At 62.0% G+C, this 26,317-nt stretch carries 18 protein-coding genes and 1 tRNA gene; 7 read left to right on the forward strand and 12 right to left on the reverse strand.

The window, feature by feature from the left end; genetic code table 11:
• Positions 1–45 precede the first annotated feature (45 nt).
• Positions 46–1,290 (forward strand): tetratricopeptide repeat protein, encoded by a 1,245-nt coding sequence (locus tag M1P90_RS00685; RefSeq protein WP_483700695.1) that lies wholly within the window; start codon positions 46–48, stop codon positions 1,288–1,290.
• A gap of 4 nt (positions 1,291–1,294) precedes the next feature.
• On the opposite strand, the gene M1P90_RS00690 is transcribed toward M1P90_RS00685, so the two are convergent.
• Positions 1,295–1,528, reverse strand: coding sequence for a hypothetical protein (locus tag M1P90_RS00690; protein WP_483700696.1), 234 nt, complete (start codon positions 1,526–1,528; stop codon positions 1,295–1,297).
• A gap of 209 nt (positions 1,529–1,737) precedes the next feature.
• Between M1P90_RS00690 and xpt the strand changes: the two genes are divergently transcribed.
• Positions 1,738–2,343, forward strand: a complete 606-nt coding sequence (gene xpt, locus M1P90_RS00695) for a xanthine phosphoribosyltransferase (protein ID WP_483700697.1) — start codon at positions 1,738–1,740, stop codon at positions 2,341–2,343.
• A gap of 277 nt (positions 2,344–2,620) precedes the next feature.
• Here the strand turns inward: xpt and M1P90_RS00700 are convergent, their stop codons facing one another.
• The 8 genes from M1P90_RS00700 to M1P90_RS00735 all read right to left on the reverse strand — a co-directional run bounded on the left by M1P90_RS00700 (position 2,621) and on the right by M1P90_RS00735 (position 14,099).
• Positions 2,621–4,249 carry a glycosyltransferase family protein gene (locus M1P90_RS00700; RefSeq protein WP_483700698.1) on the reverse strand — a complete coding sequence of 543 codons (1,629 nt, stop codon included), beginning with the start codon at positions 4,247–4,249 and terminating at the stop codon, positions 2,621–2,623.
• Entirely contained in the window at positions 4,168–4,953 is a 786-nt protein-coding gene (locus tag M1P90_RS00705) for a class I SAM-dependent methyltransferase (protein ID WP_483700700.1), read from the reverse strand. Before M1P90_RS00705 ends, M1P90_RS00700 begins: the two co-directional genes overlap by 82 nt.
• A gap of 157 nt (positions 4,954–5,110) precedes the next feature.
• Positions 5,111–6,322, reverse strand: coding sequence for a glycosyltransferase (locus M1P90_RS00710; RefSeq protein ID WP_483700701.1), 1,212 nt, complete (start codon positions 6,320–6,322; stop codon positions 5,111–5,113).
• 73 nt (positions 6,323–6,395) lie between these two features.
• Positions 6,396–8,711 carry a hypothetical protein gene (locus M1P90_RS00715; RefSeq protein WP_483700703.1) on the reverse strand — a complete coding sequence of 772 codons (2,316 nt, stop codon included), beginning with the start codon at positions 8,709–8,711 and terminating at the stop codon, positions 6,396–6,398.
• 2 nt (positions 8,712–8,713) lie between these two features.
• The gene (locus tag M1P90_RS00720) at positions 8,714–9,682 is read right to left on the reverse strand and encodes a LamG-like jellyroll fold domain-containing protein (RefSeq protein WP_483700705.1); all 969 of its coding nucleotides are present in this window, start codon (positions 9,680–9,682) and stop codon (positions 8,714–8,716) included.
• Positions 9,683–9,771: 89 nt separating this feature from the next.
• The gene (locus M1P90_RS00725; protein ID WP_483700707.1) at positions 9,772–11,115 is read right to left on the reverse strand and encodes a glycosyltransferase family 4 protein; all 1,344 of its coding nucleotides are present in this window, start codon (positions 11,113–11,115) and stop codon (positions 9,772–9,774) included.
• Between the two features lie 24 nt (positions 11,116–11,139).
• Positions 11,140–12,381 carry a glycosyltransferase family 4 protein gene (locus M1P90_RS00730; RefSeq protein ID WP_483700708.1) on the reverse strand — a complete coding sequence of 414 codons (1,242 nt, stop codon included), beginning with the start codon at positions 12,379–12,381 and terminating at the stop codon, positions 11,140–11,142.
• A gap of 89 nt (positions 12,382–12,470) precedes the next feature.
• Positions 12,471–14,099: a hypothetical protein gene (locus tag M1P90_RS00735; RefSeq protein WP_483700709.1), complete on the reverse strand. Its 1,629-nt coding sequence runs from the start codon at positions 14,097–14,099 to the stop codon at positions 12,471–12,473.
• A 169-nt stretch (positions 14,100–14,268) separates the two neighbouring features.
• Between M1P90_RS00735 and M1P90_RS00740 the strand changes: the two genes are divergently transcribed.
• Together M1P90_RS00740 and M1P90_RS00745 are read left to right on the forward strand one after the other, a co-directional pair.
• Entirely contained in the window at positions 14,269–16,884 is a 2,616-nt protein-coding gene (locus M1P90_RS00740; RefSeq protein ID WP_483700710.1) for a VWA domain-containing protein, read from the forward strand.
• Positions 16,885–16,991: 107 nt separating this feature from the next.
• Positions 16,992–19,973, forward strand: a complete 2,982-nt coding sequence (locus tag M1P90_RS00745; protein WP_483700712.1) for an ArnT family glycosyltransferase — start codon at positions 16,992–16,994, stop codon at positions 19,971–19,973.
• Positions 19,974–20,152: 179 nt separating this feature from the next.
• Here M1P90_RS00745 and M1P90_RS00750 read toward each other — a convergent pair whose 3' ends face one another.
• Positions 20,153–21,508 (reverse strand): hemolysin family protein, encoded by a 1,356-nt coding sequence (locus M1P90_RS00750; RefSeq protein WP_483700713.1) that lies wholly within the window; start codon positions 21,506–21,508, stop codon positions 20,153–20,155.
• Between the two features lie 213 nt (positions 21,509–21,721).
• Here M1P90_RS00750 and M1P90_RS00755 point away from each other — a divergent pair.
• A tRNA-Ile gene (locus M1P90_RS00755) sits at positions 21,722–21,796 on the forward strand.
• A gap of 139 nt (positions 21,797–21,935) precedes the next feature.
• Here M1P90_RS00755 and M1P90_RS00760 read toward each other — a convergent pair.
• Both M1P90_RS00760 and M1P90_RS00765 read right to left on the reverse strand, forming a co-directional pair.
• A complete protein-coding gene (locus tag M1P90_RS00760) occupies positions 21,936–22,874 on the reverse strand; it encodes an alkaline phosphatase family protein (protein ID WP_483700714.1) in 939 nt (312 codons plus the stop codon).
• A 276-nt stretch (positions 22,875–23,150) separates the two neighbouring features.
• Positions 23,151–23,765, reverse strand: coding sequence for an AP2/ERF family transcription factor (locus tag M1P90_RS00765; RefSeq protein ID WP_483700715.1), 615 nt, complete (start codon positions 23,763–23,765; stop codon positions 23,151–23,153).
• A gap of 364 nt (positions 23,766–24,129) precedes the next feature.
• On the opposite strand from M1P90_RS00765, the gene M1P90_RS00770 reads away from it, so the two are divergent.
• Both M1P90_RS00770 and M1P90_RS00775 read left to right on the forward strand, forming a co-directional pair.
• Positions 24,130–25,236 (forward strand): hypothetical protein, encoded by a 1,107-nt coding sequence (locus tag M1P90_RS00770; RefSeq protein ID WP_483700717.1) that lies wholly within the window; start codon positions 24,130–24,132, stop codon positions 25,234–25,236.
• A gap of 5 nt (positions 25,237–25,241) precedes the next feature.
• Entirely contained in the window at positions 25,242–26,315 is a 1,074-nt protein-coding gene (locus M1P90_RS00775) for a hypothetical protein (protein WP_483700718.1), read from the forward strand.
• Positions 26,316–26,317 lie beyond the last annotated feature (2 nt).

Raw genomic sequence — 26,317 nt, forward strand, 5'->3', positions numbered from 1 at the left:
AGGCAGGCGCGGCCCGGCAATGTTCGATGCATTGGAGAAGCGGTCATGCTCGATGAGTACCAGCGCGAGGAAGCGATCATCCACTTCCAACGCGGCATCCAGCTCGAGCGCGCTCATCGGGTGAGCGAGGCAGTTGAAGAGTACCGGCGGGCCATCGCGCGCGACCCACACCTGCGCGAAGCCCACGACGCGCTGGGCAGCTACTACCAGCGCAACGGCCTGCTCGCCAAAGCCGCCGACGAATTTCGCGCGGTGGTTGCCCTCGACGGCGATTTCCTTTCCCACTTCAACCTGGGCTGCGTGCTGATTGCGCTTGGCCGCTACGACGAAGCGCAGACGGAGTTCGAACGCTGCCTTGAGCAGCGCCCCGGCGACGCCGCCTGCACCTTTGAGATCGGCACCATCGCCTTTCTGAAGGGCAACTACGCCGCTGCCCTGCTGAACCTGCAGGTGCCGCTGCGCTTGTTCCCCGACGATTGGGAAGTGCATAGCTTGGCCGGCAACTGCCATATGCGGCTGGGAAATTATGACTCGGCGCTTGAAGCGTTTGGCCAGGCCCTGCAGGTGGCGACCCAACCCCGGGCGCAGGCGCAGGTGATTGAGGCGATTCGCGCCATCGACCGGCATCGCGAGGTCGGGCAGCTACGCTGGGCGAAAGACCGACTTTATGCTGAGCATGGGGTCGTCTACCTCGGCGCCGCGCAAGATGATGGCGTGCGGCTCGACGAATTTCAGGATTTTCACTTCACCTACCCCGACATCGGTGCAACCGTGCGGCGCTTCCTGGAGGTGCAGGCCGCCTTTGAATGGGCCTTCACCAGCGTTGTCGCGCTGGATCGGCAATCGGCGCCGCTGGCGGGCGCGCTGGCCGAGCTGCTCCATGTTCCGCAGTGCTACGCCGACGCGGTGCAAGGGGGCGAGCTGCCCTTGTTTGTGCAGAGCGTAGGGCGCGAGGCCGAGCTGCTGAAGCTGGCGGTTGAGCGCGCGCCCGTGCCGGCCGTGACCTTCTGCCTGGGCCTGAACTGGCTGCGCCACAGCGCGGTGCTGCCCGATATCATTGGCGTGGTGGCGCGTGGGGCGTGCAGCGTGCCGTGGGAATCGGAATTGCGGCGCTTGCGCTGCGATGGCGCGCCGCCGCAGCAGGTTTCGGCCTGCCAGGGCCGCGCGACCGAGCGCATTCTGGCGGCCACGCACGAGCTGGCCCCCGCCAGCATTGCCGAGCAGGCGCGCTACTACCAGCGCCACCCGCGCCTGCGCTTCGCCTCGCTCTTCGAAACGGTGCCAGCCTAGCGCACTACAGCGCGATCGAGGCAAGCTGACGTTCGCGAATAAAGCTGCGCACCTCTGGGCAGTCGTTCACCGCCATTGCCTGGCAGCCGCCCTCGTGGCGCAGCACAAACTCGAATACGCTCGCCCGCTCATACTGCCCGCGATACACCGCCCGCTCAATCACTGGCCCTTCCACGCGCCAGCCGGCTGCCAGCTGCGCATACACCCACTGCAAACGCCCAGTTGCTTCTTCGACCATGGTCGTTTCCTTTCGTTGGCGGTGCTTGTTCTTTTTTTCGTTTCTCTTTCATCATACACAGCCTATGTGAGCTACAAATGAGGGGCGTGTTAAATTTTGCCGAAATTTGGCCGGCTTGTGCAGATGCGCGCTTTTCGGTATCATGCGCCGCGCCTGACCCTGATTGACAGACCGCCAACTGTGCGGTTGACTATGAAGACGAGGAGCCCATGGGCGCTGAAATTCCTGCCATCGACGCACCGTTTGAGCCGCTGGTGCGGCGCATCGCGGAAGAAGCGACAGTGGTGGACGACCGCATTCTGAAGATCGACCATTTCCTGAACCATCGCATCGAGCCGGCCTTTATGACGGCAATGGGCAATGCGCTGGCCGCGCGCTTGCAGCCCTTCGCGCCGACGCTGGTGCTCACCGCCGAGGCCAGCGGCATTGCGCCCGCGCTGGCGGTGGCGCTGGCACTCGATCTGCCGCTGGTGTACGCGAAGAAATACGCGCCAGTGGTTGAAACGCCGGCGCTCTCGCGGATTGTGCCTTCGCCCACCAAGGGCGGCGAAACCAAGCTCGCGATCTCGGGGCGCTATTTGCAGGCGGGCATGCGCGTCGCGCTGGTCGATGATTTCCTGGCGAACGGACGCACCGCGCTGGCGCTGGCCGAAATTGTGGCCGACGCGGGCGCAACCGTGGTGGCGGCGGGCTTTCTGGTCGAAAAAATATTCCAGCATGGCCGCAGCGCCCTGGCCGATCTCGGCATCCCAATCGCAACGCTGGCGCAGGTCGAGCGGCTTGAGGGCGGGCGCGTGGTGATGCGGGGCGAGTGAGTGAGGGTGAAGGGGAGCGCCGGAAGTCGACAGTCAGCAGGTGGCAGTCAGCAGGTGGCAGTCGGCAGGCGGCAGGCGGCAGGTGGCAGGCGGCAGGTGGCAGGCGGCAGGCGGCAGGCGGCAGGTGGCAGGCGGCAGGCGGCAGGCGGCAGACGGCAGGAAGCGGGATGCACGAACTTGCAACCTAAAACCTGCAACCTGCAACCGAGTAATCTCCGTGCCTCTGTGTCTCTGTGGTGAATATTCCCGTCGTCGGCGGTTGGTTGTCAGGCCGCCACTAGCAGGTTTTGTTGCTGGCCAGCCGGCAGCGATGGAACAGCACATCGTCGAGCTTGCCAACGACGCGGCCGGGAACCTCGACGAACTGGGCATGGAGCATGCCATCCCAGATCAGGCCGTTGCGCAGCTCGGGGCGCACAAAGGTCCACTGTGCGATCAGCGCGATGTTCCAGTAGATCAGGAATGTCACCAGCGCCACCGGCAGCGCGCGCCGGCCGCGTGTTCCCCACCACTCGATCAGCGCAGCTAAGCCCAGCACAAAGATCGGCGTACACTCGAGCAGGCGGCGGAAGCCAAACGAGCGCGTAAGGTGCCAGGTGGTGCCAAACGCGCCATTGATATAGGTTTGCGCCACAAAGCCCAGCAGGAGCAAGAGCGCCAGCCGCCGGTCGCGGCGGGCCAGCAGCACCAGGCCAAGCAGCCCCGGCACGAGGATCGGCGCCCACAGGAATGCGCCGTGCGCGAAAGGCGGAAAGTTCGCCGAGATGTCGCCGGGCAGCGGGCAGAACGGGCTGGGGCGCGGATCGAAATCGACCAGCGTGTCGATGAAGTGCGGGCTGCACCACACCAGCTTGCCGCCCACCGTGGCCGAGGGCGCGGGCTGGCCGTTCAGCACTTGATAGACCAGTAGTTGCGGCAGCAGCGCCAGCACAAACAGCGCCAGAAATACCGTGTGGCGCAGCACGAGCGCGCGCGCCGCGGCCCACTCGCGCCGCCGAAACAGCTGGACATAATTTACAAGCGCATCGACGGCAGGGATGAGCAGCAGCAAGCCAAGCTGCTCGCGGGTGATCGTCATCAGGCCGGCGGCGAGGCCCAGCAGCGCCCACAGGCGCAACGTTGGCGCACCAGTGGCCGCGCGGTCGCGGATTGCGAGCCAGAGCGTGAGCACCAGCGCGAACAGAAAAAAGCCAGCCGGGTGCGACCAGGGCATGAGGATGTAGGTGTACATCAGCAGCGGCGAGGCCAGCCAGACGCCCACGGTCGCCAGCGCCGCCGCGAACGGGCCGGCGTAGCGCCGCGCCAGCCGGTAGCTTAGCAGCAAGCCGCCCAGCGCGTACAGCGCCGACATAAAGCACACCGCCCAGATGTACGGGCGCGAGTAGCCATCGCGGGCCACGCTGCCGCCCAGCGCGCGCGCAAGCAGCACGCCAGCATCGGCCAGCACAAAGCCGGGCGACCACAAAATTGCCGAGCCGATTGGCGCGACGTTGCGCAGCTTGCCGGTGCGCGGGTTGGGGTTGAGCGCGTCTTCGCGGAGGAGCGCGTTGCGAACGGCAGGGTCGGGCGGGCTTTGCTGCTCGCCAAGCTGCGCGAAATGCTCGTACTCGTTGCGGAAATCGAGATCGCCGTCGAAGTAGAATGAGCGCAGGTAGGCGTAGTATTGTACCTCGTCGGTGGCGTAGATGCGGGGCAGGCTGATCGGCAGGAGCAGCACGAACAGCAGGAGAATCGCCAGCGCCCCACGGTCGCGCCCCATGAGCCATGCGCGCAGCCGCGTGGGCACCTGCGGCCGGCGCTGCACAGGCGACAAGGTTTCTTCGCTCATTGACTGGCGGCGGCGCTTTTTCTTCCCACCACCAGCAGCATCGAGCGCCAGCGCGGAAAGGCGGCGGTGAGCAGCCACAGGCCGGCCTTCACGCCCACGCGCAGCGGGTGGCGCAGCACGCGGCCCTTTTCAACGCCCACCTGCTCCCAGGCATCGGCGTGGCGGGCCAGCGCGACCTCCAGGCCACTGTGGGCAACCAGCCAGCTCAGCTCTTGCAGGGTGTAGAGGCGGCTGTGGTTGTAGTAGCGCTGCGGGCCGTCGAGCTGCATGGCGCGCTCGAACTCCTTGAAGGACTCGAACGGGCGGCCAAGCACCACGTCGAACAGCGTTTTCAGGCGACTTTTGATGTAGTGCTGGTTGGGCGTGGTGATGATCAGCCGACCGCCCGGGCGCAGCACGCGCGCCATTTCGCGCAGCGCGGGCAGCGGCGAAGCCACCAGATGCTCGATCACCTCGGAAAACACCACCGCGTCGAACGAGCCGTCGGCGTAGGGCAGCGGCTCCTGGTCGATGTTGCAGAAGCGCACCTCGACACCCAGGCGTTCCCATAGCTCGGCGCGCTGCTCGGGGAACAGATCGACCCCGGCGACGTCGTAGCCGGCGCGGCGCAGAATTTCGGTGAACTGGCCGGGCGTGGTGCCGATCTCAAGCACGCGCGCGGGCGCGGGCGGCAGCGCGGCCAGCAGCTTCTGGAAGCGGTAGCGGTGCAGGCGGAAGTAGGCCGGCTTGCCATCGGCGGGCATGCTGCGGCCATAGTCGTTAACAATGTTTCGTGTGGTCATAGTTCTCTGTGTGCTATTGAAACAGCCGGCCGGCGCGACATGGCCCAGACCGGCTTGCGCGTTATCACGAAAGCGATGCGGAAATCAGGGTAGAGCTTCTGCATTGCAGTCACTACACCCTATTCCCCATTCCCTAGACCCTTGCGCTGAAAGCGCATTAGGCAATACTACCATACTTCTGCGCGACCGCTGCGGCCAGCGCCAGGATGGCTTCGGCGCGGGCGGCGTAGGTGTGGGGCGCGGCGACATCGCGGCCCTGCGCCTCGCGCGCGGGGCGGGCCGGGTCGTTCAGGGCGCGGGCGAGGGCCTGAGCCAGCGCGCCGGCATCGCCACGGCGGAAGTAGTAGCCCACCTGGGGCGGCAGCACCTCGGCCAGCGCGGGAATGTCGGGCAGCACCACGGCGCGGCCGGCGGCGAGGTACTCGAACAGCTTGAGCGGCGAGGCAGTCACGTCGGTGACCGTGTCGGGAATGACCAGCGCGTCGGCGGCATGGAGGTAGGGCAGAATTTCTTCCTGCGCAATCTGCCCGGTATAGGTGACAAGCTCCGTAATGCCGAGCGCGGCGGCCTGCGCGCGCAGCGGCTCGATCTCACTCGGCCGCCCGCCAACGAGCAAGAGCCGGGCGTGCGGGGCCGTGGCGCGCAGATCGGCAAAGGCCTGCTGCAGCATGTCGAGCTTGCGGTAGGCGAATGTCATGCCGCTGTAGACGACCAGCGCGGCATCGGCGGGCAAGCCCAGCGCGGCGCGGGCGGCGGCACGGCTGCCGGGCGCGAACTGCTGATCATCGAAGGCATCCGCGATAACAGCTACCTCGGCGGGGTTGCGCCAGCCCATGCGCGCCAGCAGCTGGCGGAAATCTTCGGTGAGCGATACTAGCGCCTGGCTGCGCGTCAGCGTCACCCGGTCGAGCAGGTGGAGCAGCGGCTGCGCCCAGCGCTCTTTTGCGCGCGAGGGGTTCCAGCTTTCCAGGTCGTGCGCTTCGAAGATGACTGGCAGGCCGAGCAGCGGCCCCCACAGCGCAGCCCACCAGCCCGCGCAGATCACCTCGCGCACATACACGGCTTCTACAGGCCGGCCGCGCAGCCGCTCGCCCGCCACCACCAGCGCCGCCATGGCCGCGAAGGCCGAACGCTCGGTGTAGTACCAGAGCGTCGAGCGGTGCAGGCGCGAGAGCTTGCCGATTGCCGGGCGCGGCAGGTGCAGCGCGCCCACTTCCGCGAAGCGCGACGGCTCGCGCAGCCAGCGCGGGATGATCGCAAGGGTATCGGGCGCAAGGCGGCGCAGCTCGCGCAGGGTTGTGTGCGTCTGGATGGCGTTGGCCGAGCGCAGGGTCAGGCTGGTGGGGTAGGCGATATACGCAATTCGCATACGGTACTCTGCAAAAGGGAAGAGACGCTGCGATGCAACGTCTCTTCCACGCCGATCCGTCGGGTAGTATGCCTTACTTGCGAATTTCCGGCAAGAAGATCTTGGGTACGCTGTAGCCTTGCGCCAGGTTGACCTGGCGGGCGGGCAGCGTGCCGACGGTTGCGTTGCCGGCGCCGTCAAGGAACTTGACGTAAATGTAGTAGGTGCCAACCCCACGGTTCGCCGGCGCGATGCCGTTGAACAGGTTCCAGCTCACCGAGAAGTTCGGGCCGGGGTTTGTTACCTGAACAGGGAACCACTGCAGGCTGGATGAATTCGGGTTCGTCACTGGCGTGCGCGAGTTCGCGATCCAGACGCCCCAGAACTGGCTGCCGGCCGGCAGGTTCTCGAACTTGCCATAGGTTGTGTCGTCGACATCAACGTTCGAGAAGCTCAGTGTGCGAATGATGCTGTTTGCGCTGTCGACGCTTGGCGCGGTATTGCTGTTCAGCACTGGCAGGCCGTCGGTGTTGGGCGTGCCCGTCTGTGCCGTGTTGGCAGGATCGTAGATCAGCTGCTTCGACACAATGGTGGGGTTGCCCAGCTTGTCGGTCACCACTACGTTGATTGTGACCTTGCTGCCCGCGTTCGGGATACTGCCCTGGCCAAGCGTCAGTTTGCTTTCAAACGTATCGTTGCTGATCGGGCCCGACGCATTGCTGACAGGCACGGCATAGCCCGCAAGGCCGCTGCAGTCGTTGTTGTTGTAGATACCCAGGAAGAACTGCGGCATGCGCGTATAGTCGGGGTCGCCATTGTACGCGCCATCCGTCGGGCTGCCATAGGTATCCTGCACGGTCTGGCTGAATGTCGTGGGCAAGCCCGCCAGGAAGGGATTGGTGACCTGGACGCTGGCCTGAACCGCACCGTCAAACTGCACCGACGCTTGTGAGCTGCCTTCCTGTGTTGTCGTTCCATCCCGCACCTGCGTGTACAGCACAAGATTCTGGCAGGCGCTCCGATCCAAATTGCTGGGCAGAGGAATGCTCTTCGGATTCGAGAAGGTTTGCCAGCCGTTCGAGTCACTGGCAGCGTCGGTTGGTGCTGCGTTCCAGCGCCAGCGGATCTGGGTTGGATTCCCGCTGACACTCGTGAACGAGACACTCACCGGGCTCTGGTTGGTCGTCTTATCACCGCCCGCAATCACTGGCGTAGCAGTCATCTGCGGGATCGACTTAAAGTTTACGCGCACATACTCAATCTGCCCCTGATCGCGCACAGCCTCGGTTTGGTATGCTACGTGCGCCTCGCCATTCTTGGCCGCCACCGAGTTACGGCTGTCGCGGCCAATCTTTGGCATCTCCAGAACGAATTCCCAATCGCCGGTGGGCGTTTTGCCATAGAGCAGAACATGGCGAGTCGAGCCGGATGGGTTAGAGAACGTAATGAATACATTACGCTGTTCATCAACAGCGATCGACGGCGAGTAAGCAGCATCACCATTCGTTGTAGCGATTGTTGTGAAATTTGCCCACTTGCCGCCAGATGGGCGGTTCGCATAGGTAATTGCCCAGCTATTTGACGAGAGCTGCTTACGCCACGCGACATGCTGAACATTCGTGTTATCAACAGCGATCGAAGGGTCGGCGTCGTAAAAACCATCGGTGGTTACGCTGCTGGCATTAAATTTCGAACCGTCCCAGTCGGCAACGCGGATCTGGCCCTTGTTCGTACCATTGCTGCGAATGTACCACACCACATGGGGCAAATTATCAGGGCCGATCGCAATGTCCTCCGAAAACATGTTGCCGCTTTCGGAGTATACCTTGCCACCATCGCTGCCATTCGACCAGGTGTTGCCATCGGTAGAGCGGCGGTAGAAGACGCCCGTGCCATCGGCATCGCGCCAGATGATCCAGATGAGACCATCGCCGCCAACCGCAATACGCACAGGGTTCGGGAAGTTTGTTGAGAGAACTTTGTGCGCGCCTTCCCACGATTTATCTTTCAGCTTGCGGCGGTAGTAGATCGTGCCGCCCACCGCATAGGCAACATGGGTATTGCCGGCACTGTCAACCGCAACATCCGGGAACTGATTGGAGAAATTCGCGCCCGCAGCATCAAAGTAGGTTGGCCCAGGGAAGGTGAAGCCAATCGTCGTTGTGTTCGTGCCAAGGCGCTGGCTAAAGCGTTCGCCCCAGGTTACGCCAACGCGGTCGCTGCCAACGCTGATCTGCGGCCCTTCGGATTGATCATCGCCGCTTGATACGTCTTGCTGAGCGATAACTGTGCCTTCCGCCTGGGTTACGGGCGGCTGCCCGGCCGGGATGCTGAACAATAAGCCGCCAAGTAGCAGGAGCGCAAGCAGACGCACGCGGCCTGGCGCGCTAGATAATTGCAGTGTGCGCACATTTACCTCCCAATAACCTGAATATTCTTGAAGAAGGCACCGCTCATCGCAACGGTATTCACACCAGCGCGGCCGGATGTAAGTGTCGAATCTTCGCTGCTGCCAACCAATTTTCCATTGACATAGCATTTCAGCGACGAGCCTTGTGCGCTCAGTGCAATGGTGTACCAGGTATTGTATGCCAGCGCCGGGCCGTCAAAGCTACCAATGCGGGTAGCCTGGCCGTTCACAACCTTTTCAAGAATAAGGTTGCCACGCTGCTCGGTGCCGAATGTAACAACGCGGAAGCGGTAGTAGTTTTCACCATTCTGGCGAACAATCAGGCCGACTTCCTGCGTGCCGCGGGCCAGGGTAGTTGCGCGCACGGTCACATCCGTCCATGCTGGGTCGCCAGTGACAAAACCAGTTGGGATATCAAGCGTTGTGACGCCATCAACCCCCTGCTGCGTCAGCAAGCCATTCTCCACCGCCCACAGCGGCGTGCCGCCATCGTTGGTGGGCGGCCCCACGCGCTGCCATGCCGAAAGGTCTTTGGCCGAGCTGAATTTGGCGTCGAGCAAGAGCTTGCCTTGCTCATCGCCGCTCGCAACCGGCGCGGGGGCGGCAGCAATGGCTGGCGCTGGCGCTTCCGTCGGGGCACTATTGATCGGGCGAAGGACCCCAACCAGCTGGGCAGCGAGTTTCAGGTTGCCGTTTGCTTCTGCTGCGCTACCCTGCTGTGCCAGGCTCACCGCCGAGTCGCGCAGGTTCACCGCCGTCGATACATCTTCGCCGCGCGCCTTTGCGGCCGCGATCTGTGCATCGACTTGTTTCAGCAGATCCTGATCAAGCGCGCTATTCTGGGCCGGGCGCTCATCGCCCACCGTGCCCGATTGGCTCTGCGCAGTTGGAACTGCGCCACAGGCTGCTAACAGCCCAATGAGCACAAATGCGGCGCACAAACGCGGTATCCAGTAGAAATGTGACTGCATAAACTCCTCCCTAAAGGACGTATCGTTGCACTGCCAGAACCGTCTCGCTCCGTGCCCGCGTACTGCCCCGCAAGCACTGTGCTATGGTGCTACGCGCTCGCGTGCTGTGCCGCAAGCGCCTGCTCGTAGTGTGCCAGCAGATCAGCTGCAATCTGCTCGGAGCGAAACTGCGCCGCCATTGCTGGCCCGTGCGCGCCGAGCATCTCTCTGCGCTTGGGGTCGCTGAGCAAAATGCGCAAGGCGTGAGCGATCGATTCTGGCGACCGGGGTTCAACCACCAATCCATACCCGTGCTCGGCCATATATTCGCTGATACCAGTGGTACGCGTGACAATGGCTGGCGTGCTCAGGGCCGCTGCCTCGATGGCAACCCGATTGAGCGCCTCAATAACTGAGGGCACAACAACCGCATCGGAGGCAGCCATATAGGTTCGAACGTCGTGGTGTGGCAATGCTCCAACTAGTAAGACGCGCTCCGCGACATTTAGTTCCCGGGCTTGTTGTTCCAAATAGCCCGCATAATCGCCGAACCGTGGGGTGGTGCGGCGCGGCCCAACAATAATGAAATACGTATTGGGGTGTGCGGCCAGCACCTCGGGCGCGGCTTTGACAAGGAATTCGACGCCCTTGAAGGGGTGCAGGCGCGAAAGGCTCAGGACAATATGCGCATCGGCCGGGAGGTTGTGGCGGGCAAGCACATCGGCACGCGCGCGCGCGCGAAAATCGGCTGGCACATAGTCGTCGGGCGGGTAGTCGCCGTCGGTGATGTTGTATGGGATTGCAAAGGCCTTTTCCGGGGCACACCCAAGCTCAATCGCTCGGCGGCGAATATAGCGCGAATCGGCACGCACGAGCGCAGCCCGCCGCCAAACATTGTGTAACAGCATCCGAACCGAGCGATAGCGGCCGTACCCATAGTCGTAGGCTGGTTCACTCATCACATCTGCGCCCGGTAGAGTTACCGCAAATGGTGGATGTAAGGCTTCTGGCATAAAACTGGCGACGACGCCCAACGGGAAAGCGGTTTCTACGTGGGCAAAATCGTATTGGTGCTGCGACAAAAATTGCCGGTATGCCCGCATAAGGCCAGGAAAATACGGATAATGAATCAGCGGGTTTGCGGCCCTGTTTACTGCTTTCGTGGCAAACGACTGGCTGATTGGCAGGCGATACACCGGGATGGTATCGAGTAGTTCAAATGTTTCGCGAGAAGCGTTCGCGTCGAAGCATAAGAGATCGACGTGAACATTCTGGCGTTGCCACCAGTGGATCACTTCGGTGTGAATCTGGTTGCCCATTAAATCGCGCGCGTAGCGCGGAATAATGTAGAGCAGGCGTTTGATTAGCGGTGTAACGTTTCTAGACTCAAAATTGGTTTCCGCTTGCCTAAGGGGAAGTTGCGAGATCGTTGTAAATGATTTGTGTTCTGTCATGATACCTTAATCCATGAGTTATTGTCAAATATGTGCATGAATAGTGCGGGCATTATGGCCAATAACAGAATGATAGACACGCACCACGCGCGCGGCCAGCGTGTCGGGGTCGAAGTGCTGTTCAAGCGTGCGCGCGCCGCCCGCGACTAAGCGCGCGCGAAGTTCTGGCTGCCCGAGCACGCTGAGAATCGCCTGCGCAAGCGCGGCTGAGTCGTCGTATGGAACGAGCAGTCCATTTTCGCCGTCGCGCACAATTTCATTCACCACGGGAATGTTGGTGCTTATCACGGGCGTCTCCGCCGCCATGCCTTCCAGCAGCGGCAGCCCAAACCCTTCGTAGCGCGACGGAAAGGGCAGCACATCGCTGGCGCGCAGCAGGGCAAGCTTTTCTTCTTCGCTGATTGTGCCCAGGAAGTGCAGGTTGCCGGCGACATTGTGCTCGGCGGCCATGCGCTGGAGGTTTGCGCGCTGCTCGGGGTTATGCGTCACAAACACAAACGACGCGGTTGGGAAGCGCGCCACCACTGCGGGCATGGCTTCAATCACCATGTCGTAGCATTTGCGCACCGTAAGCTGCCCAATGTATGGGATGATCGGCCAGCTGAGCGGCTGCGCCAGCGCCGGTGCCGGCCCGCGCATAAAATCCATGTCGAGCCACAGCGGCACCACCGTCATTGGCCGGTCGCCAAAGCCAAGCTCGCATAACACATCCGCTTCGTGCTGCGAGCAGGGCAGAAATGCATCAACCTGATGCAGTGGGGCGTGAATACCATAGTTGCGGAAATTCTCGCGCAGCCTCCGGTCGCGCAGTGTTTGGCGCAGCGCGCCACCTACCGAATAGATCAGCCACTCGGGGTGCGGCTGGTGCTCATACGGGCGCTCGCGGTCGGCAACAAGCCAGCGGTCGTGAAACGGGCCCAGCCATGTCCACACAATTGGAATGCCCCGCCGCTTGAGCCAGCGCACAGCCTGCCAGGCAAGCACGTTGCGCGGGTGCATAATATGAACAATATCGGGCTGTGGCATGCGCGCCAATGCTGCCACAAGATCGCGGGCCGGCCAGAACTGCGGCCGCACCCGGTGCACGTGAATGCCGTCGATGATTTCTTCGCGCGCATCCAGGCCCAGATGCGGCTGCTTGGGCTGCCAGTAGGTAATCGCGTGCACATCGTGGCCGGCGCGCACAAGCGCCTGCCCCAGCGTGCGCTCGGGCCAGTTGCGAAAGTGGCGGCTGACCCCGCCCAGTCCGAGAATAAGAATACGCATTGATGCTATGCGATGCGTGAAAGTGCAGCGTTGCCAGGGTTTGCCATAAGCTGCGCCGCAATGTCACCTATATGCTTGGGAGCACTATGTTACAAAACACGCAGAATCCAGCGTTTGCCGGGTATTTTCAGCTGGCTCAGCTGGCGCCGGTCGTTTGGGTCGATGCCACCCAGCAGCCGCAGCGCCGCAAGAAAGACCGCCCCGCCCACCAGACTCAGCATCAGCACGCCGGGTAGCAGCGCCAGCCGCTCCAGGCTCGAAGCAGTGGCGGCAGGCGATGGCACCAGCCAGCTAAGCAGCCCGACCACTATGGCCATTGCGCCGCTTGCCAGCGCAACGCGCCCGCTGAACTGCCAGGGCCAGCGCAGCCCCAGCAGGCGGTAGCCGTTTGCAGTGGCCCAAATGCCCGCCAGCACGCGCGCCAGCCCAAATGCCAGCGCCGCGCCCACGCCGCCTAGCAAGGGAAACAACAGCACGACCAGCGGCACACACACTAGCGTCAGCAAGCGCGAAATGACGATGACGCGCAGTTTTTCGTACACAATCAGGGCGTTGTGCGCCGTGGTGAGCAGCGACTCGAGAAACAGGCACGGGACGAGAATCCACACCAGTGGCGCAGCTTCAATATACTTGTTTTGCAGCAGCCCAAAGATCGGCCGGGCCAGCAACACCAGGCCCACGCCACCCGGCACGAGCAGGAGCACCTGCAGCCGAATAAGCGTCTGGTATGCGCCTTGCAGCGTGCCACCCTCGCCGGCGCGCACGCGCGTGAACAAGGGCACCTGCACGCCAACCATTGGGGTATACAGGTAGGAAAGCACCACCTTGACAATATTCACGCCGGCCATCAGCACCGCGATCTCAACCGCATCCGACGCGAAAAAGGCAGCAAAGCCCGCGCTGGCCAGGTAGTCGGTCGCCGTCATCAGGAACGAAACACTGCAGTAGCGCGCAAAGCCGGGCGGCAGCCAGCGCCCATCGTCGGCGGTGCCGGCAAGCGGGGCCAGCTGCCGCTGGTGGCGCAGCACCTGCCAGCCAACCAGCGCCGTCGCGACGGCTGGCGCAAACACCATCACCGCCACCACGCCAGCAATATCCCAGCCGGCCAGAATAACCGCAGCCGTGAGCAGCGGCGGCATAAGCTGCGCAGCGAGGGTAATGCTGTTCCAGGCGCGCTGGCGAAAAAAACTGCTCAGGTAGGCCATGAGCACGTCGTAGAAAATGCCAAACAGCAGCACCGCCAGAATCGCGCCAATCAGCACGCCGCCCGACTGCTGAATAAAGCCAAGCAGGCGCTGCTGATCGGCGGCAGGCACATTGGCCGCGCCGCTCACCAGGCCGCGCAAATACGCGAAGTAGCGCTCGCGCAGCACAATAATTGCGCCGCCAATCACCAGCAGCAGCGCCATTTGTGCGCCAAGCGCGGCCAGCAGCAGGCGCGTAACAGCCCGGGCACCGCCGCGCTGCGTACTTTCGGGAATGAACTTGGGGAGTGCGCGGCCGGTGCCAAGGTCGATCCAGGTGCCCAGGCCGCTATTCGTCGCGCTGATCAGCGACAGAATGCCATAGCTGATCGGGGGCAGCGCAGTCAGTTTCACCAGCGTCTGAAGGATTTCGGCTAGCATGCGCAGCGGCACGAAGATCACATTCCACAGCACTGCGCGCGAAACTTGTGCGCCAAGCGAGGGCGGTTTGGTTGTGACGGGTTCTGGTGTCATAAGCCGGGCTATTCTACCATATTGAACTGGCGGCACCGTCGCCGCAGCGGGCTTTCTCACCCAATTTTCAGTTTGCCTTCATCATTCGGCGGCAGCAGCGTGCTAGAATGCAGCCGCCTTTGCCGCAGGCAGAGTGGAACAAATTTGCGAACTGTTCCGTTGGATGGGTATGAGTATCAGTTTTCTTTTTCCTGAAGCGCTGTTTTTGGTTCTTCTGCTGGTGCCGCTCTGGGCGATGGCGCGGGCTGTTCGCCGGCAGCGCACTGCCCAGGGCCTGTGGCTAAGCCTTGCTATTCGCAGCGCGCTGATTGTGGCGCTGGTGCTTGCGCTGGCCGGCACCCGCATCGATCAGAAAACGACGAATCTTACAACGGTGTTTTTGCTTGATCGCTCGGCTTCGATCGATCCGGCCATGCGCACGCGCGCCGATACGTTTGTGCACGATGCGCTGGCCGCCATGCCGCAGGGCGACCGCGCTGCCGTGGTGGCGTTTGGCGCAGATGCGGTTGTTGAGCGCGCGCCGGGGCAGGATACCGCCCTAAGCGCCTCGCAAGTATTTACCAACACTGCCACAAATATTCAGGATGCCATCCAGCTTGGCATGGCGCTGCTGCCCGCCGAAACTGGCAAGCGCCTGGTGCTGCTTTCCGATGGTGGCGAGAACGCGGGGAACGCGCAAGCTGCCACGCAATTAGCGGCGAGCCGGGGTGTCCCGCTCAGCTACGTTGATCTGGCGCAGCAAGAAACCGCGCCCGAAGCGCAGCTGACTGAGCTGCAGGTGCCATCGAACGTATTCAACGGGCAATCGGTAACGCTTACGGCAGTGGTCGAAAGCACGGTGGCGCAATCGGCGGTTTTGCGCGTTGCCGGCGACGGCAAGCTGATCGTGGAACAACCAGTTGCCCTTCAGGCCGGCACAAATCGGGTGCAGATTGATGCGGGTGTGCCCCCGCCAGGGCTGCGGCGTTATCGCGCTCGCATCTTGCCCGCGCAAGATACGCTTGCCGAAAATAATGTTGCCGAAAGCTCGGCGCGAGTCGATGGGCCACCGCGAGTTTTGCTTGTGGAAGGCCAGAAGGGTGCTGGGGCGAATTTAAAAGCAGCGCTGGCCGCAGCAAAAATCACGGCCGATGTGGTTGCGCCCCAGTCAATTCCCCAGAATTTAACCAACCTCAGCGCTTTTGATGCGGTCATCTTAGTCAATGTGCCAGCGAAGGCATTGTCGCCAGCTGTGCAAAAAAACCTGCCGATGTATGTGCACGATTTGGGCAAGGGCATGCTGATGTTTGGCGGCCGCCAATCATTTGGTATTGGCGGGTATGGCAACACGCCAATTGAACAGGCGCTGCCCGTATCAATGGATGTGCGCAAAATCGAAACGCGGCCAAACCTGGCAATTGTGTATGTTCTCGATAAATCGAGCAGCATGCAGGCCTGCCACTGCCGTGGCCCGGATCGGGCGAAAGATGGCTATTACGACAAAACTGGCCGAACCAAGCTCGAAATCGGCAAAGACGCGGTTGTTCGCTCGGTTGCGGTGCTCAACCCGCAGGATGTGGTTGGCGTTGTCGCGTTCGATGGGAGCGTGCATTGGGCATTTGAACCGATTGCGCAGGCAAAACCCAATGATGTGCTGAATGCGATTGCCCCGCTGATGCCAAATGGCCACGAAACAAATGTTGGTGTTGGCCTTCGCGCCGCCGAAGATGCCCTTGCAAAAACCGATGCAACGATCAAGCACGTTATTCTGATGACCGATGGCTGGTCCGAAGGGGAAGATCCGGTCAAGGTCATCAACGACATGCATAATCAGGGCATCACGGTATCGGTTGTGGCGGAAGGCGTTGGCTCCTCGCCTAATTTGCAGGCAATGGCAAACGCAGGCGGCGGGCGCTATTTTGCCGTAAAAAATATGGAAGATGCGCTGCAAATCTTCGTGCAGGAAACCCGCCAGGTTTCCGAGAATTTTATTGTCGAGCATCCTTTCACACCGCAGTATGGCTTGCGCTCGCCTATTCTGGCTGGCCTTGATACAGGCCTGCCAAAGCTGTATGGCTACAACGGCACCACTGCAAAGCAAACCGCGACTGTGGCATTGTCCGATGCTGATGGCACGCCTGTTTTGGCGCAGTGGCAGTATGGTCTGGGGCGTTCGGTCGCCTGGACGAGTGATGCGAGCGGTCGCTGGGCGAAAGACTGGCTGCAATGGCCGCAGTTTCCGCGATTTGCGGCTCAGATGGCGAGCTGGACATTATCGAGCCGTTCGGGGCCGAATGCCGTGCAGATCGAAGCGAATGCTTCCGGCCAGGGAATATCGCTGCAGGTAACCGTGCCCCCAGCCCTGGTTGGCCAGCAGGACGCAGTGGCCGTGCAAGCCAGAATCATCGGGCAGGACGGCACACCGCAGGAAGTGCCGCTCGTGGCGCAAGGTCCCGGCGAATATCGTGCCACCGTCGAGACGCCGCCGCAAGGGAGTTATATTGTGCAGGTGGCTGGTTCGCGCGATGGCCGGGTCGTGTTTCAAGGCACTGGCTCGCTGGTTGTGCCATACTCAGCCGAATTCCGCATGCATCAGGCAAACCCGGCCTTGCTCGATGCCCTGGCGCGCGCGACGGGCGGCGCGCAGCTTGCCGATCCGCAGCAAGCATTCGCGCCAGTGAGCGGTCAATCCCCGGTGAGTCCGCGCGACATAACCATGCCACTGGTGTTGCTGGCGCTGCTGCTGTTGCCCATAGATATTCTGGCGCGCCGCCTGATTGTGCTTTGGCGCACGCGGGCGCGCTAGCGCGCTGTTTGCCTCTGCTCAGGTAAATCTCACCCACACCGCTGCGATGGCGCGCACGGCCAATGGTATAATCGCCCCTCGTTACGCAATGAGGAGAATGCGATTCTATGCTGGCCGTGCTCGCCGCCCTGGTGCTTGCGCCACTGCTGTATCTTCCTGGCTTTCTGCTTGCATTAGCCTGGCTTGGCTCTGCGCAGCCGCCCGATCGGCTTGAGCGCCACTTTGAGCGCGTGCTGGCTGGCGCGCTGCTGAATGGCTGGCTGGCGCTGACGCTGGCTGAGTTAGGCGTGTTTTCAGCGGCACTGCACCTTGCTGTGCTTGCGCTTGTGTGTGCGGTCTGTGCGCTGGTGGCATGGCGGCGCGGTGCCTTCTACCACGTTCGCCAGCCACAAAATAACCAGGGCCGTTTTGAGGTGCTGCTCTTTGGGGCGGTGCTGCTGGGCTTTGTGCTGCTGGTCGCGCGCCCGTTCGAGGTTGTGCTTGGCGCGCGCGATGCAGGCGTCTATGCAAACACAGGTTTTGCAATCGCCCGCAGCGGCGGCATTCTTCAGCACGATGCGCTGGTGCAGCAGATCGCCGCCGACGAATCTTCAACCGACCCCGTGGTGAGTGCCGCCGCCGCCCAGGCGCGAACCAACCTGCTTGGCTCGCAGCCCGCCTCGCGCTATCTGGCTACTCGCCTGCGCTTTGCCGGCTTTCTGATCAACGACGGTGATCTCGCCAGCGGCACGGTGACGCCGCAATTCTTTCACCTCTACCCGGCGTGGATCGCGCTGTTGAGCAGTCTGCTCGGTTTGCGCGGCGGCTTGCTGGCGACGAGTCTGTGTGGCATTCTGGGGGTTTGGGGCGTTGGTATGCTTGGCCGGCGCCTGGCGGGGCGCTGGGTGGGATTGCTGGGCATGCTGTTTCTTGCGCTGAACGGCGCGCAGGTCTGGTTCAGCCGCTACTCAACCTCCGAGGCCTGCGCGCAGTTCTTGTCGTTTGCGGCGCTGTATGGCTTTGCGGCAATGCAGCCCGCCAACGCAGACGATCCGCAATCGGGCGCGCGCCAGTCGTTTGCTGGCTTGCTGGCCGGCGTGGCGGCGGGGCAGCTCGCGCTCACGCGCATCGATTTTTTCCCAATCGTTGTGCCGTTGCTGGCCTATATCGGCTATATGGCGCTGTTCCGCCGCTGGTCGCGCCCGACCTCCGCGCTGGCGCTTGGCCTGGGCGCCATGCTGCTGCAAGCCGTGGCGCACATTCTCGCGATTTCGCGCGCCTACTTCTTCGACCTGATCTACGCGCGCCTGCAAGATCAGTCGGCGCTGGCAGTTGCGCTGGCGTGGCCGTTTCTCACTCCTGGGCTGCGCAGTACGTTTATGAATATTCCACGGAGCGAAGCCCTGCGCGCCCCGTATCGCCTGCCAGCAGAAATCATTCTGCTGCTGGTGCTGCTGGCGGCGTTTGTGCTGCTGCGCCGCGATGGCCGCCCGCAGCGCTGGCTCGGGCTGCAGGTGCTGCGCTGGCGGCGCTGGCTGGTGGGATGCGGCGCGCTTGCGGTGCTGCTGCTCGGCGTGTATGGCTACCTGGTTCGCCCGCAAATCCTGAATGCGCAGGTGCTGGCTGCATTGCCGGGTTGCATTGCCGCGCCGGCCAGCCCGGCATGCCTTGCCGCGCAGGGCTATGTTGGCGCGCCAATTGCGTCTGCGCAGCACCCGAATGTGGTCGCGTATGCACTTTCAGCAGTGCCAAACGTGCTTCGTGGCCGCCCGGTGCCACCGCGCGCCGAGGCCGAGTTTGTGCCCGGCCGGCCGGGTGATTCTGAGAAGGCCGGCATTGCGCAGGCCAACCTTGTGCGGGTGGGCTGGTATCTTTCGCCGCTGGGCATGCTGCTGGCGCTGGCCGGCGCGGCACTGTGGTGGTGGCGCGGCATGAATCGCGCGTCGTGGGTGTTTCTGGTTGCCAGCCTGGCCAGCACCTTCTTTTTCGTGCGCCTGAGCTACGGCACCACCGATCTCACCTACATCTACATTCTGCGGCGCTACATACCGCTGGCCTACCCGGCACTGAGCCTGTGCGCGGCCTACGCCATTGTGGCGCTGGCTGGTATGAACAAGCAAAGTGCCCTGGCTGGCGTTGCAGCTGTGCGTCGTTGGCCGCTTGGCCGGGTTGCTGCGGCGCTGCTCGTGCTGGCGCAGCTTGCCTTTTTCGCCGTCACGAATCGCCAGCTCTACGGGCATGTCGAGTATGCGGGCGCGCTCGATCAGCTTGCATCGATTGCGAATGAATTCAAGCCCGGCGATGTGGTGCTGTTTCGCGGCGAAGGGCGCGACACGCCTGACCTCGTCGCGACGCCGCTAAAATACGCCTACGGGCTGGACACCTTCGCCATCCGCAGCACCGATCCCGGCCCATACGCCGCGCAGCTCGCCGATTATGTGCGCCGCTGGCAGGCGCAGGGCCGGCAGGTGTACCTTGTGCTGGGGGCGAACGGCGGTGTTGCGCTGCCAGGCTTGCAGCCGGTGCGCGTTGGTTCGGCCACACTGCGCCTGCCCGAGTTTCAGCAGCTGCGCGAGCAGAAGCCAAGCGTGCCGCTGGAGTTCGCCTTTGACTTTGCGACCTACCGCCTCGATGCGGCGGGCAGCGCGCCACCCAGCACAGCCATCGCCGTTGGCGATTTCACTGCTCAGTTGCGCGGCTTCTACCATCCCGAAGCTATCGGTGGCGCGGCAGTGGCTTGGACGGATGGCGACGCGGTGTTGCGCGTGCCCTGGCCGCGTTCGGGCGCGCAGCTTGCGGTGACTCTTGAGCTTGCCGCAGGGGCAACCCGCCCAGCCGCGCTTGGGCCGGCGCGCGCCTGCCTTTCCTTCCAGCCCGCCGCCGATTTGGCGCTGCCCAGCGCGCCATTTCAAAACGAACAGTGCTTCGAGCTTGCGGCAGACATGCACAGCTATACCTACTCAGTGGACATAACGAATGTGCCTGCGCCACCCACCGGCACATTCCTGCTGCGCATCGCCAGCCCCACCTGGGTTCCCGCCGATGCCGACCCCGCCCAGCACGATCAGCGCTCGCTTGGTGTGCAGTTTGGCGGCTTGCGCGTGCCATAGTGCGCTTTCAGTGCAGGGTTTGGGGTAAGGATAGGGTTTTGGGATTACAGTGCTGGAAATTCTTTTTAGAGAACAAGGAGGACACCGAGTTTTATCTGTCTACTCAGTGTCCTCTGTGCGCTCTGTCGCTCACGCGTTTTACTGTTGACTATGCAAGCGCTGGCAAGTGCGAAACAGCGCTACTGTGTGCGCTTCACCTCGATCTGCCTGATGCGCGGCCCTTGCATTTCCAGCACCGTCAGGCGCACGCCTTCGTAGCTCAGCGAATCGCCGGTGTTGGGCAGCCGCCCGAGCTGCGCCAGCAAAAAGCCTGCCAGTGTCTCGTAATCGCCAGCCGGGATGCTCAGGTTTAGTTCTTCGTTTACATCCTCAACGCGCATCTGCCCCTCGACCACGGTGGTGCGCTCGTCAATCGTTTTGAGCGCGTCTTCATCGTGCTCCAGCTCATCGTCCAGCTCGCCAACGATTTCTTCCACCAGATCTTCCATGGTCACGACGCCAGCCATGCCGCCATATTCGTCGATCAGAATGGCCATGCGAATATGCTTGGCGCGCAGTTCTTGCAGCAGGTCACCAATGCGCTTGCTTTCGGGGGTGAAGAAAGCCGGGCGCAGCAGCGTATCGACGCGCTGATCGAGCGTGACGGAGTTGTCGCGCAGTGCCACCAGCAGGTCTTTGGCCGAAATAATACCCTTGATGTCATCGACGCCGCCGGGGCCAAGCACCGGAAAGCGCGTGTGGCCGGTTTCTGCAAAACGGTCGAGAAATTCTTGCAGCGTCGCATCCTGGTCGATCGTCACCACCTCAGTGCGCGGCAGCATCGCCTGGTAGGCGGGGCGGTCGGCAAAGGCAAAGACGTTGATCAGCATTTCCTGCTCTTCTTCGTCGAATATGCCCGCCTCGCCGCTTTCCTCCACCAGCAGGCGCAGCTCTTCAGCCGAATGCACTTTGGTGTGCTCGCCGCCGCTGTGAATACCGAATGCGCGCAGCACCAGCTCGGTTGCCCAGTCGAGAAAGCGAATGATCAGCCCGAACATGCTGTTGAACAGCGCCAGTGGCCGCGCGATAAACAGTGCCGTTTCTTCGGGCGAGCGGATCGCAAATACCTTGGGCGCCTGCTCGCCCAGCACGATATGCAGCGAGGTGATCACGAAGAACGAAACTGCGATGCCGACTGCGTGGCTGATCGTCAGCGCCAGTGTTTCGGCAACGGCCAGGTTGCCAAGCAACCACACCGTCAGCGACTCAATCGGCGGGTCAACCAGTTCGGCAATCGTGCTTTCGCCGATCCAGCCCAGTGCCAGGCTCGCCAGCGTAATGCCAAGCTGCGCCGCCGCAATATAGCGGTCGAGATCATCTTGCATGCGGCGGCTGAGCGCGGCGGTGCTGTTGCCCGCGCTGGCCAGCTGGTCGAGCCGCGTGCGGCGCGAGCCAACCAGGGCAAACTCTGCTGCCACAAAAAAGCCATTCAGCGCCACAAGTACCAGCACACCCGCCAGGCGCGCTACAATGCCCAAAACCTCCGAGCTTTCCATTCTCCCTCCTGCCTGTCCGATTCACATGCGCCGCACCAGTACGGCAAGAACTGCTCCGCCGCGCCGCAGAGGCAGGTGATTTCTGGCCGCTAGTATACCAGAAGGCAGTTGGGTTAGGGCGTGGAAACCCGAGTGCGTGAGCATCGGGCGGCTGCTTGAATGGGCGTGGAAGGTCTTGCATGCGCCCGGCGAACGTGGTAGGATATTCGCGCTGGGCCGCTAGCTCAATGGCAGAGCACGTCGCTCATAACGACTTGGTTGCAGGTTCGAATCCTGCGCGGCCCACCATCCTCATTCCCTCCAGTGGATTCCTCATTGCGCGCAGGCAGCCCTGAGTGATTCTGCTTTGTAAAAGGCTTTTTTGGCCTGCTCTCGGAAAAAAAACAGGGGGCGCCAAAGCGCCCCCGAATCATCACCGAGCGAGCCACTATTTAAAGAAATCGGCCATGGTGGGCGTGCACGCGCAAGCCGCCTTGTTGAGCGGCTCCAGCCCCCACGACGCTTCGATTGTGCGCAGGAGCGAGTAGTGATCGTAGCCGATTGGCGAGCTGAAGCCCGGCTTGCTGAGCGGCGAGATCACCAGCGTGGCCAGGCGCCCGCCCTGCGCATACTGGCAGCAGCCATTCTGGTCGGCTTTTTCGCTTTCGTCGAACGTGATGAAAAGCACGCCATTGTCGCGCCACGCTGGCGAACCGGTGATCTGAGGCACCACCGTACGCAACCAGGCGTCGGTCGTGCTGGCCGGGCAGTCGTGCCCATCGTTGCACATGTTTGGCGTAATCCACACAAAATTGGGCAATGTATTCGCGGAAAGATCTTTCGAGAATTGCGTGAACGGTACGATTTTTTCGCAGCGCGCCGGGTTGTTGCGCACATTATCGAAGTAGATAAATGGGTTGTGCTTCTGGCGATACGACGGCGGCGCATCACCTGTGAAACATGCGTGTGGCATCGATTCCTGGTAGGAACTCCAGCTTCGCCCACTAGCCTCGATTTGGTCGACCAGGTTGCTTTGGTTCACAAAACAATCGGTGCAATCACTATTTATGCCAAAAGTATCGCCGCCGATCAGAGCGATGTAATTTGGCAGGCTTGGGTGTGCAACGCCGTAGTACTGCTCGGCCAGGCTATATTGGTGGGCCAGCGAGTTCAGGTAGGATTCTTGCTGGTTGCCAATCACCTGATCGTAGGCGCGGTTTTCCAGCACAATCACAAAAATGTGCGAAAAGTTGGGCACTGAGGCGGCGGGCTCGATGGCAGCAACCCCATTGGTGAGGTTAATGGTTTGTGGAGCACAGGCCGTGACGGTGGCGGCCACAAGCAATATTGCCAGAATACGGTATCTGCGCAGCAAAAATGATAGCATAAATAGTACTCGCTTCTCTTCTCTCCATCCTCAGCTCAAGGATGCAAGTATAGAGTAGCGGCATGAAATTAGGGAAGCATTAACTGCGAAAAACAAACAGGGCAAATGTTGAACCTTCAACATTTGCCCTGTTTGCTTCAGCATTGCTGGCGAACGGTCGTGCGCTGGCCGGCGGTGCCGACCACATCCCCTTTGGACGGGGCTCCACACGAATCATCTTTGCATTGTCTTACGCAATGTCATTGCTGTACGGCAATCCCCTCCCGCGGGGCTGGGTTAGTCGCGCGGCGTGCGGTAGCGAATGCGCTCGTTGCGCTGGCGCGCGGCCATTGCCAGGCGCAGAGCTTTGCGCTCGCCGTGTTTTGCGATCGAGAAGCGTGTGCGCTGCACGCGCCCCTCAGTGTTGAGCCAGGTTGCCTCGTAGTACTCGGTATGGTTTTCGCGCCGGCGCGACACACCCACCGCCGGGTTGTCGCCACCTGGTTTGCCAAACACCATGCGCTCGGTGCGCGGCTTGCCAATTTCCTGCTCGGTGCGGTCGCGCCACTGAATGGCTGCGTCCAGCGCCGCCAGCCGGTCGCCGCACCGCTTGTCGGAAAAGAACTTCTGATGAATTTCACCCTTCCATGCGACGCGCACCATGTAGCCAAAGGTGCGTTTGGCCGGGTGATCGATGCGCGTGACGCCTTTGTAGCGGGTTGTTTTGGCGCTGCGTGGCTTGCGCGCGGGCTTGGCTGGCTCGGTTTCCTCAGTTTCTTGCTCTGCCGGGGCGGTTTCGGCGGCTTCGTCTGGCGCGGGCACCCACAGCACATAGCATGGCCCAGTGTGCGTGCCATCGGCCAGCGTAACGCCGGTTTCCTCCCATTGAACAAACGACTTTTCGCGGTACATTGCCCACAAGTATAACTCATGGTGCTCCGACCCGTGCGCAGCGACGACGAACGCCTGATCACCGCGCTGATGCGTGCTCGGCTTCCTGCTGTGATCGCTCATCATGTTCCTGTTGTCACTAGACGATGCAAAAGATGGCACTATTATACAATAAAACATATCCAACTTGTTACCACACGCGTTCACTGTATTGTAAACGCCTTGCCGGCTGTGGTATTGTACCGTTGGGGGCACGCTTAAAATTGCGCGAGCAACGTTTTATGATAAAGTTGCCATTTTGTGTAACGCCGGCTATGGCGGCGCGTATATACACCTGAGATCGGCCAGATCCGGCACGATGCAGTTCTACAAAGGAAGGAATATCATGGTCGACGAGCAGATCCTGGAAAAGGCGCAGGGCGGCAAAGCCAAGGCTGCCAAGCTAAAAACAGTGCGCGCCAAAGAGTTGCAGCTGGAAAAGGAGCTGGACACTGGGATTTCCGATTATCTCTCAACAATCGACCAGCTTACGGCGGCCAGCAAGCAGAAAACCGCCAACGTTGCCGACCTGAGCAAGCTCGATACGGCGATTTCGAGCGGCCGCCAGTATACCGGCGATCTGCAAACCCTGATCGAAGACCTGACATCGGAGCTTGACGACCTGGGCCGCAATGTTGCGACCATGAAGGATGCGCGTGGGCTTGAACGCCTGGTTGGGCGCTTCAACAAAAAATGGGCGCGCCAGATGATGGTGAACCGCATTCGCGAGCAGAATGTCGATGGCTCGATGAAGACCATCCTGGCCTATGCGCGCGGCACAGTCGAGTCGCTCAATTCGGCAATTGCCAAGAACGCCGAGATGTACGGCAAGCTGCAATCAACTGACGTTGAGCTGTCGCGCAAGCTGGTAGACAACCAGCCGAAATACGAGCAGTGGCGGCTGGAAGCCAAGCGGCTGGAGCAGGAGATCGCCGAGCTCGACCGGCGCATTCAGGTGGCCGACGAAACGACCTATGCCCAGCTGCAGGCTGAGCGCTCGCAGCTGCAAGGCAAAATCGATCAGGCCAAAATCAACGAAACGCAGTACTTCGAGGTGCTGAAAAACGCGAAAGAAAGCCAGCCGATTGTGCGCGCGCACATGGAAGGTTTCAAGCAGGCGATTGCCGCGCTGACACAGAACAAAGTGAAGACGCAGGAAAAAATCGCCAACCTGACCAGTGTGTTCGAGGGCATCTACCAGATCATGGAGACGGCGCTGGAGGTGAAGGGCTTCTCGACGATCGATAAGTCGCTGAACTACGCCGCCGACAGCGCCACGCGCGTGATGACCGAGCAGGTGCAGGGTATTCTTTCCGAAACCGCCGATCGGGCCGAGAAGAAGCTGATCGACGACGAGAAGATGAAAGAATACACCGACCACCTAGAGCAGATCATCACGGTGTTCGATGAGCGGATGGCGCAGCTGCAGGGCGAGTACGCCGAGAAACGCTAAACGCTATGGCAATCGACCGCAATTCTTTGCAAACGGCCGGCGCGGGCCAGAATTCGCGCATGCTGCCCGACGAGGCGGTGGTTGGCTACTGCGACGCGCTGGGCGAGCGGCTGGGCTGGCTGGCAAAGGCGCTGGAATGCGAGCAGCGCGCCGGCCGGCTCAGCATTGCCGCCTGCCAAGCTGGCCAGGCCTTTGTGCGCGAGATCCGCGCCACGGTGCTGGTGATGGCGCTGAAACATGGCCGCCAGCTTCTGGATGTCGAGCCGCTGCCGATGACGATCGACCCGACCGAGTCGGGCATGCCAACCTTCAAAGACTTCTGGACGCTGCGCGAAGACCGTGATCATGCCGAGGAGCAGCTCAAGATTATACCCAAGCGCGACGAGCTGGTGGCCCAGGCGCTCGACTCGATCTACGCCAACCAGCGCCCGCTGAAGCAGCAAATCCTGTGGTTGCAACGCTCGTATATGGAGCGTCTGGCGGCGACGCCAGTGGTTGCCGATTTCCGCCAGGGCGAGCCGGTGAAGCTCGGCACGCAGCCCGGCGAGCGCCTGTACGCAATTAGCTGGACGGGCGTGATCCGTAGCCTGAACCTGTTCGAAAGCGTGACGCTCCATTTCGAGGAGCGCGGCGGCTGGCATGTCACTGGCGGCATTGGCGAGCTGCGCGACCTTGTCGACGACCTGGCTGGCGGGCGGCACACCCTGCCCGAGATGATCGGCCTGATCAACCAGGCGCCGTGGATCGTGCCGCGCACAATCGAGCGCGTGACGATCGGGCCCTATCATCACCGCTGGACCGAGAACGACGAGCTGATTACGCGCGCGCTGGCGGCCGCGCCCGAGGGCGAACCATGGATGCTGCGCGCCGCAATCGAGCGCGCCGCGACGACCAAAGCGGCGCATCGCAGCCGCATGGACGCCTTGTTTGGCCGCGAGCCGATGGAGGCCGGCCCTTCGGTGCGCTACCGCCTGCTGCTCGCGCCGCTGGCGATCAAGCAGCTGCTGGGCGACGCCGACGAAGATGGGCAGGAGTGTGCGGTGTATGGCGTAACCCGGCAGGGCGACCTGATTTCGTAACT

The sequence above is a fragment of the Kouleothrix sp. 19917 genome, assembly GCF_057073505.1.

Coding starts and splice junctions, on each gene's coding strand:
- M1P90_RS00725 (WP_483700707.1), bottom strand. CDS start 11,115: ATGACAGAACACAAATCATTTACAACGATCTCGCAACTTCCCCTTAGG.
- M1P90_RS00750 (WP_483700713.1), bottom strand. CDS start 21,508: ATGGAAAGCTCGGAGGTTTTGGGCATTGTAGCGCGCCTGGCGGGTGTG.
- M1P90_RS00685 (WP_483700695.1), top strand. CDS start 46: ATGCTCGATGAGTACCAGCGCGAGGAAGCGATCATCCACTTCCAACGC.
- M1P90_RS00710 (WP_483700701.1), bottom strand. CDS start 6,322: ATGCGAATTGCGTATATCGCCTACCCCACCAGCCTGACCCTGCGCTCG.
- M1P90_RS00770 (WP_483700717.1), top strand. CDS start 24,130: ATGGTCGACGAGCAGATCCTGGAAAAGGCGCAGGGCGGCAAAGCCAAG.
- M1P90_RS00775 (WP_483700718.1), top strand. CDS start 25,242: ATGGCAATCGACCGCAATTCTTTGCAAACGGCCGGCGCGGGCCAGAAT.
- xpt (WP_483700697.1), top strand. CDS start 1,738: ATGGGCGCTGAAATTCCTGCCATCGACGCACCGTTTGAGCCGCTGGTG.
- M1P90_RS00730 (WP_483700708.1), bottom strand. CDS start 12,381: ATGCGTATTCTTATTCTCGGACTGGGCGGGGTCAGCCGCCACTTTCGC.
- M1P90_RS00720 (WP_483700705.1), bottom strand. CDS start 9,682: ATGCAGTCACATTTCTACTGGATACCGCGTTTGTGCGCCGCATTTGTG.
- M1P90_RS00740 (WP_483700710.1), top strand. CDS start 14,269: ATGAGTATCAGTTTTCTTTTTCCTGAAGCGCTGTTTTTGGTTCTTCTG.
- M1P90_RS00745 (WP_483700712.1), top strand. CDS start 16,992: ATGCTGGCCGTGCTCGCCGCCCTGGTGCTTGCGCCACTGCTGTATCTT.
- M1P90_RS00735 (WP_483700709.1), bottom strand. CDS start 14,099: ATGACACCAGAACCCGTCACAACCAAACCGCCCTCGCTTGGCGCACAA.
- M1P90_RS00705 (WP_483700700.1), bottom strand. CDS start 4,953: ATGACCACACGAAACATTGTTAACGACTATGGCCGCAGCATGCCCGCC.
- M1P90_RS00765 (WP_483700715.1), bottom strand. CDS start 23,765: ATGTACCGCGAAAAGTCGTTTGTTCAATGGGAGGAAACCGGCGTTACG.
- M1P90_RS00760 (WP_483700714.1), bottom strand. CDS start 22,874: ATGCTATCATTTTTGCTGCGCAGATACCGTATTCTGGCAATATTGCTT.
- M1P90_RS00690 (WP_483700696.1), bottom strand. CDS start 1,528: ATGGTCGAAGAAGCAACTGGGCGTTTGCAGTGGGTGTATGCGCAGCTG.